The sequence below is a fragment of the Myxococcus sp. AM011 genome (assembly GCF_013372595.1).
In the GTDB taxonomy this organism is placed as follows: domain Bacteria; phylum Myxococcota; class Myxococcia; order Myxococcales; family Myxococcaceae; genus Myxococcus; species Myxococcus eversor.
Genome location: NZ_JABXEM010000523.1, coordinates 1 through 1,995, shown reverse-complemented (window position 1 = coordinate 1,995; position 1,995 = coordinate 1). Strand labels below are relative to the sequence as shown.

Annotated in this window: 2 protein-coding genes and 1 pseudogene; 2 read left to right on the top strand and 1 reads right to left on the bottom strand. The window is 70.2% G+C overall.

Translation table 11 applies throughout. The features are described from left to right. Positions 1-143 precede the first annotated feature (143 nt). Both HUW62_RS46980 and HUW62_RS46975 read left to right on the top strand, forming a co-directional pair. Positions 144-671 carry a hypothetical protein gene (locus tag HUW62_RS46980; RefSeq protein ID WP_163868614.1) on the top strand — a complete coding sequence of 176 codons (528 nt, stop codon included), beginning with the start codon at positions 144-146 and terminating at the stop codon, positions 669-671. A 184-nt stretch (positions 672-855) separates the two neighbouring features. Next, the gene (locus HUW62_RS46975; RefSeq protein ID WP_163868613.1) at positions 856-1,236 is read left to right on the top strand and encodes a helix-turn-helix domain-containing protein; all 381 of its coding nucleotides are present in this window, start codon (positions 856-858) and stop codon (positions 1,234-1,236) included. A 102-nt stretch (positions 1,237-1,338) separates the two neighbouring features. On the opposite strand, the pseudogene HUW62_RS46970 reads toward HUW62_RS46975, so the two are convergent. Next, positions 1,339-1,995, bottom strand: a pseudogene (locus HUW62_RS46970) (serine/threonine protein kinase); the annotation flags it as partial.

The following is a 1,995-nucleotide window of genomic DNA, read 5'->3' as shown; positions in this document are numbered from 1 at the left end:
CTTCGGGACGGGGCCTGTCCGCGTGGCAGGGGAGGAGGCGGCACCCCGAGCCGTCCTTGTGCTCTGGCTGCCCGCCCGGGGCCCGCGTGCTCACGTTTTGACACACGGGGTGGGCTTGGGCCCCGACAAGACAAGGAGAAGCCATGGCGGCACGGCGCGAATACACCCCCTGGTCTGCCACGAACGGGCTGCTGTTCGGCGTCGTCGCGGGCGTGGTGCTGGGGCTGGCGGAGGTGGTGATGGCGCTGGCGGCGGGCGACAGTCCGATGCGGCCGGTGCGCATGTCGGCGGGCGTGGTGTTGGGGCCTCGCGTCTTCGGCGAGGGCTTCCCCGAGGGCACGATGGTGCTGGCGGGCGTGGGCTTCCACCTGGCCGTGTCCGCGCTGGTGGGCGTGTTCTATTCGTTCCTCGACGCGCTGCTGCCGCCGGATGGACGGGGACGTTGGGAGTTCCAGGCCGCGGTGGGAATGCTCTTCGGAATCGCGGTGTGGCTGGTGGACTTCCAGTTCATCGCGCGCGGCTACTACCCGTGGTTCCTCGACGTGCCGCAGTTCCCCCAACTCGTGTTGCACTCGGTGTTCCTGGGGTTGCCGCTGGCGCTGCTCTTCACCGCGGCGGAGCGACGTCGCGCGCTGATGGATGTGGAGGAGAGCGTGTCTTCCGCGCCGTGACGTGACGGTGGCGCGTGAGGCTCGAATGCGAGTGAAGTGGAGGCCGCGACAGAGGCGCGCGAGGCGTGGCGCGTGTTTGAAAAAACGCTGAAGGTATGGTGAAAGTACCCGACCTTCAGGGTTATCTAGGGGCTTCCGAGGCGCCTGGAGCGGGGCCCTTCTTTCGTGGACGACTGACACACGCATGGACACAGAACTGGCGAGCATGCTGGGCGCGGCGGCGAGGGCTGCCCGGGTGCGGATGGGCCTGACGCAGGCCGATGTGGCGGAGCGGATTGGGATGGCGTCGGAGGTGTACGGCCGCCTGGAGCGAGGCCACATGCTCCCCAGCGTGCAGAACCTGCGGCGGCTGTGCGTGGTGCTGAATGTGCCGCCCCACCAGTTGCTGGGGTTGGGTGATGACCTGGCCGCGCCGCCGCCCACGAAGGAGAAGACGGGCGGCAAGTCTCGCGAGGACGACACGCCGGAGATGCGGCGGCTGATGCGCAACCTGCGCAAGCTGTCCCCGGTGCAGCTCAAGCTGATGAACCTGGTTGCCTCCGCGATGCAGCAGAAGAAGAAGTGAGGCACCCGGGCCCCGGCGCCATGCGCGCGGGGGCCGTGTCTTGGGCTCGCGGACCTGGAGGTGAAGGTCCGCTGGAGCCTCGGGAGGGGTTGCCCCTCGTGCTCAGCGCAGGGCCAGGAGCGCCCAGCCGAGCAGGAGGAGCAACGCCACCCACGCCCCCACCATCCAGGGCTTGAGCGTGATGATCAACTCCCGTCGTGCCGCGCGCGCGCCTGGGACGCGGGCCTCTCTGGGCCGAGCCTGGGTGCCACCCTCGGATGAAGCCACGGGCCTCGACTGAAGGCGTGAGCCTCGGGGTGGGGTGAGTCTCCTCGAGGGGCCGCGGATCATCCGCGCGGGCTCACCGGAGAGGCGTCGGGGCGTCGGCGCGCTCCGCTCGGGAGGTGGGCGCTCGAAGAGGGGGCGGTCCCAGTCGGACGTGGCGTCGTTCAGCGCTGATTCGAGCGCCTCATGCAGCGTCCCTCCATCCGGGAACCTGTCCTCGGGACGCTTGCGGAGCAGCCGCTGGGTGATGGCCTCCAGCGCCAGGGGCACGCGCGCGTTCAGGGTGGAGGCGGGCGGCGGCATGCGCGTCTCGATGTGCTCGGCCAACACCTCTCGGGGAAGGGTGGGCGAGAAGGCCGGGGTGCCCGTGAGCACCTCGTGGAGCGTCACGCCCAGCGCGTAGAGGTCATCCGTGGCGCGGAAGGCGTAGCGCGCGCCTCGCTGGGAGTGGTGCTCGCGGTGGAAGCGCAGGGCCTCCGGGCTGCGGTACTGGGG

What these genes read in the sequence shown, in the direction of transcription:
- HUW62_RS46975 (WP_163868613.1), top strand. Translation starts at nt 856, where the DNA reads ATGGACACAGAACTGGCGAGCATGCTGGGCGCGGCGGCGAGGGCTGCC.
- HUW62_RS46980 (WP_163868614.1), top strand. Translation starts at nt 144, where the DNA reads ATGGCGGCACGGCGCGAATACACCCCCTGGTCTGCCACGAACGGGCTG.